4 protein-coding genes and 1 pseudogene are annotated in these 4,434 nt (G+C 46.1%); 1 reads left to right on the top strand and 4 read right to left on the bottom strand.

Annotation, left to right across the window (positions count from 1 at the left end; genetic code table 11):
* Positions 1-1,252 (top strand): 3-oxoacyl-[acyl-carrier-protein] synthase III C-terminal domain-containing protein (locus tag AC3DOM_RS08565; protein ID WP_487918621.1); only part of this gene is annotated, 1,252 nt, incomplete at its 5' end.
* A 157-nt stretch (positions 1,253-1,409) separates the two neighbouring features.
* Here the strand turns inward: AC3DOM_RS08565 and AC3DOM_RS08570 are convergent.
* The 4 genes and pseudogenes from AC3DOM_RS08570 to AC3DOM_RS08585 all read right to left on the bottom strand — a co-directional run.
* Complete coding sequence (locus AC3DOM_RS08570; RefSeq protein WP_487918622.1) at positions 1,410-2,567, bottom strand: pyridoxal phosphate-dependent aminotransferase; 1,158 nt, start codon at positions 2,565-2,567, stop codon at positions 1,410-1,412.
* Between the two features lie 45 nt (positions 2,568-2,612).
* Positions 2,613-3,470: a 3-methyl-2-oxobutanoate hydroxymethyltransferase gene (gene panB, locus AC3DOM_RS08575; RefSeq protein WP_487918623.1), complete on the bottom strand. Its 858-nt coding sequence runs from the start codon at positions 3,468-3,470 to the stop codon at positions 2,613-2,615.
* 149 nt (positions 3,471-3,619) lie between these two features.
* Positions 3,620-3,838 (bottom strand): sulfotransferase domain-containing protein, encoded by a 219-nt coding sequence (locus AC3DOM_RS08580; protein ID WP_487918624.1) that lies wholly within the window; start codon positions 3,836-3,838, stop codon positions 3,620-3,622.
* Between the two features lie 228 nt (positions 3,839-4,066).
* Positions 4,067-4,397, bottom strand: a pseudogene (locus tag AC3DOM_RS08585) (sugar phosphate isomerase/epimerase); the annotation flags it as partial.
* Positions 4,398-4,434 lie beyond the last annotated feature (37 nt).

The following is a 4,434-nucleotide window of genomic DNA, read 5'->3' on the forward strand; positions in this document are numbered from 1 at the left end:
TAAATCGAAAAACTCTCAAAATATTGTAGCTCCATTTTTTGAGCAACCACAGGTTGAAACCGATGTAATTCCCGTCAGAGAGGGTGTTCCTTTTGGTATTAAACGTGTTTTCCATCCAGAGATTGGTATCGGCGGAGCTTACGGAGCCTGGGGTAAGAGTTATGATAATGAGGCATTGATTCCATTATTGGAAGATCACCTTGGCAAACCCCTTCTCAAGGAGGAGCGGATGAATCTGGCACCTTTGGGATTTGTCCACAGACATCACGGTCCCGTTTTATCAGATGATGAGCAACTCGAGCTGGAGGTTGAAGTGGGGGCACGATTTTTGCGTGAAGCAGCAAAAGCAAATGGGTGGGAACCTGAGGAGGTGGAGGGAGTGCTCATTGGCATGACCGGGCCTGTATCAGACGACTATACGGAAAAGATCGCAAAAAAGGCAGGCATTCCTGAAAGTGCCATAAAAATCAGCGTTCACAAAGCCTGCGACAGTTCAATGGGCGCATTGCATCTGCTGTTGAATCCAGACCTGGCGGTTCACCAACAGACAAAAAGGAATGTCGCAAAGGAATTATTTGGAAAGAAGGTTTTGATTGGGGGAATTGAAGGACTAAGCAGGGTGGTTATGAAGTCTCGGGATATAAGCGCATTGCAGTTATTTGGGAATGGCGCTGGCGTTATTGGTGTGATTCCGGGGCAAACCATGAAGTTTCTCGTGGGTAAGCCGCATGAGGTATATGATGAAAAAGGCGTGCTGACTGTGGCCATGTCTTATCCACACTCCGGGCAAACTAAAGTGGATCAATCAATGATCGAATTTTCTCAGTCCGGGGATAATCATCTCCGCTTTGCCGGGCTGATGCATGAACCTGAAGACAGGATATCATCAGTAGCGATGGCCAGCCCCATGGGAATGGTTAAGCTCTTTGTGCGAACGGGGGTTCAGGTTGTGTTCGATGTTTATGAAAAGTACCAGGCCATGATGGATGAAATGGGAATTGCGAAGCAGATCACGGTAGGAATTGTGCACCATGCCAATTTGAAGATCAATTCGTTAAAGGCAAAGCAGCTTAAGGACATTGGGATACAAATCCCGATGCCATGGATACTTAGTGAGTTTGGGAATGTTAGCGCAGCATCCAATATGATCGCATTTTTGCGCCAATTACCCCTGATAAAACCCGGTGATCACATCCTTTTTGATGGTTTTGGGGCTGGAACATATTACGATACTTTTGCGGTTGCGTTTTAAGCGCAACCTGAAGCAATCCAAAAATCGCCTTATTTAATTTCGTGATGATGGAAAAAGAGTATTTGTAAAGCTTCAAACCTCATTATTAATAAACAGAAATAATCCCCAAGTCAATAACCTTGGGGATTATTTCTGAATACAGTATTCTGGAAAAAATTCAAAGGATTAATCGAACACTCTCAAGAGCCTTATGAATATTCTGCATGGAATTGGCATAGGAAATTCTTAGGTAACCTTCACCGTGTTTTCCAAATGAGTTGCCGGGCAGTAAGGCCACGCCCGCCTCTTCGAGAATCAGATTCGCCAACTCGCTTGAACCCATCCCTGTGCCAGTGATATTGGGGAAAACGTAGAACGCACCCTGTGGTTTCTGGCAAACTATACCGGGGAGGGCATTCAGCCCATCCACAACGGCATCACGGCGGCGCTGATATTCGGTCACCACCACATCTACCATTTCCTGCGGGCCGGTAATCGCTTCCAGCCCCGCAAATTGGGTAAAATGGGCTGTTGAACCAACAGCATGAGTCAGCAGCAACCCAACGCGATCGGCCAGTTCTTTGGGCATAATACCGAAACCTAGCCTCCAACCAGTCATCGAATAGGTTTTGGAGAAGCCATCCACGATGATAGTGTGCTCTTTCATACCTGGCAGAGACGCAATGGAGGGCGCTTCGAGATCATCGTAAACGATGCGGGTGTAAAGTTCGTCGGACATCACCCAACAATCATAACGTTTAGCTTGGGAAGCGATGTGCTCCAGGTCTGCAGACGGAATGACACCACCGGTCGGGTTGGACGGAGAATTCAGAATGATAAGTTTCGTCTTCTGATTGATGAGGCGATCGAAGGCTTCCAGGTCGAAGGAAAACTGATTCTGCTCCAATAGCGGAACGGCCACTGGTACGCCGCCAGCTACCTTTATCATGGCTTCGTAGGTGGGAAATCCAGGATTTGGATAGATGACCTCGTCGCCAGGTTCGATCAGTGCCAGCGTCGGAAAAAACAGATTGGGCTTACCACCGGGGCTGACAATGACTTCTTCGGGGTGAATCTCAATCCCTCGCTGCTGAGAGGCTTGCTCCGCAATTGCTTCCCTTAACGATGGCATGCCTGAAGGGGAGGTGTAGCGCGTCTTCCCGTCTCGGATAGCCGCTATACCCGCCCTACTGACATTTTCAAAAGTGGGATAGTCAGGTTGTCCAATCTCGAGATGGATGATCTCTTTTCCGGCAGTCTCCAGTTGGTTGGCGCGTGCCAATACCTCATAAGCCCCTTCAGGTTTTAAATGATTGGTACGGTTGGCAAATGGCATTTTTTCCTTTCTTATCAAGTAACAAGCTCAAAATCTAAACCATTGTTACTTGTCCAGCATCTTCATTAACTCATCGTATTCGTCATCTTTCATACCAAACCAATTTTCCCTAGCCGGAAAGATCTTGTCGATGACCTCGTCATGATAGGATTTCAAGCCATTCAGGATAACTTCACCGGCGTTCCCAAAGACCTTTGCCATCTTGGGCTTGAACTTTGGGTACAGGCCAAACATATCATGATAGATCAGCAATTGGCCGTGGGCATCCGGACCGGACCCCAGCGACATAATGATGCAATCTTCGGCTCGCTCGGTGATGATCTTACAAATCCGGTCTGGTACCATTTCAAGCAAAATGGCAAATGCACCTGCTTTTTCAAGCGCCTTGGCATCGTCAATGATGGTCTTGGCCAGTATGGCGTCCTTCCCCTGGACCTTGAATCCGCCTAAGGCACTGACGGATTGGGGCGTCAGACCAAGGTGTCCAATTGCCGGAATGCCAGCGTCCGTGATACCTTTGATCCGGTCTGCCATCGCAGCGCCACCTTCCAGCTTAATGGCATCACATCCGGTTTCGGACATGAATCGTCCGGCATTCCGGATGGCCGTTTCCACGCTGGGTTGATAACTCATATAAGGCATATCGCCAATGATGAAGACCGTTGGTGCGCCGCGCCGCACAGCTGAGGTGTGACGGACCATATCATCCATCGTAACGGGCAGGGTCGAATCGTAACCGAGCATTGTCATTCCAAGGCTGTCTCCCACCAGGATCATCTCAATCCCAGCCTGCTCTTGCAAATAGGCGGTGGGATAATCGTAACAAGTCAGCCAGGAAATGGGTTCGCCATCCATGACTTTTTTGAAAAGATAGGGTATTGTAATTTTTTTGCGTTCTGTCATTATTTTCTCCTGTAATCTTTATTGAAATTTCCTGTGTATGGTAAATCTTTTCCAAGTTATTGCCAAGAGATTCCTGGTACCTAAGCTAGTAATAATATACATCCTGCTTTATTCATTATTTCGAATTAGCTCCATGAAAATACACACCTTCAGCCTTGTCCCGCTCGATTGCGATACAAGATTTGATTAGGAATTGCCAGCATTTTTTCTACATCCAAGGATAACCCAATAAAGTCGTAAACACGAGCAGAATTAACTTTTGGATTGGCAAAAATATTGATGTAACTGATGTATAGCACATCCATATTGGGTTGGCACACCAGCCAATGTTTTAAATCTGAAAGATGTCTCTCGAATTGGATGCGCATCTCGGTATTCACCAAAAGAAATTCTTCCTAGCGGTTGTTGAAAATCTTGTGAGTGGAATAGGATTTGCTCCGAACATTTCCTTCCCTAAAAACAGAGTATTTCTAAACCAATGGTAGTTTCTCAAGAAATATAATTGAAACTTGAATAATTTCCTCGCAATACCAAAATTACCTAAAAGTAGCATCCATTTTCTTTACAGATTTAGAAAAATATTCTCGCTCTGTAGATTACATCCATTGTTGGACTTTCCATAGATTGGAAACTGGAGCTTTGGTGAATGGCAACTCATGCAAATAACCATCCACTCCGAATTCAGGATTCAATATTGTAACAGCGTACCCACGCTTGAGTTGCTCTTCCCAAATCAACTGCCACCACTTTGATGGGCAATTAGCTCTTTTGCATATTCTGGAGCCGCTGGATGAGGAACCTGCGGCCCTTCAGCATACCCTACTCGGGCATGGATATGGTGAGTGTATTTGCAATGAGCTCCAAATCATCGCCCTATTTATCTAGCAATCATTCACAAACCACACACCAATGACTAATATCACATGTTTAATTTAGTTCAGGGAGGGCTTCTATCACCTTATTG

It is taken from the genome of Candidatus Desulfolinea nitratireducens, from assembly GCF_982879505.1.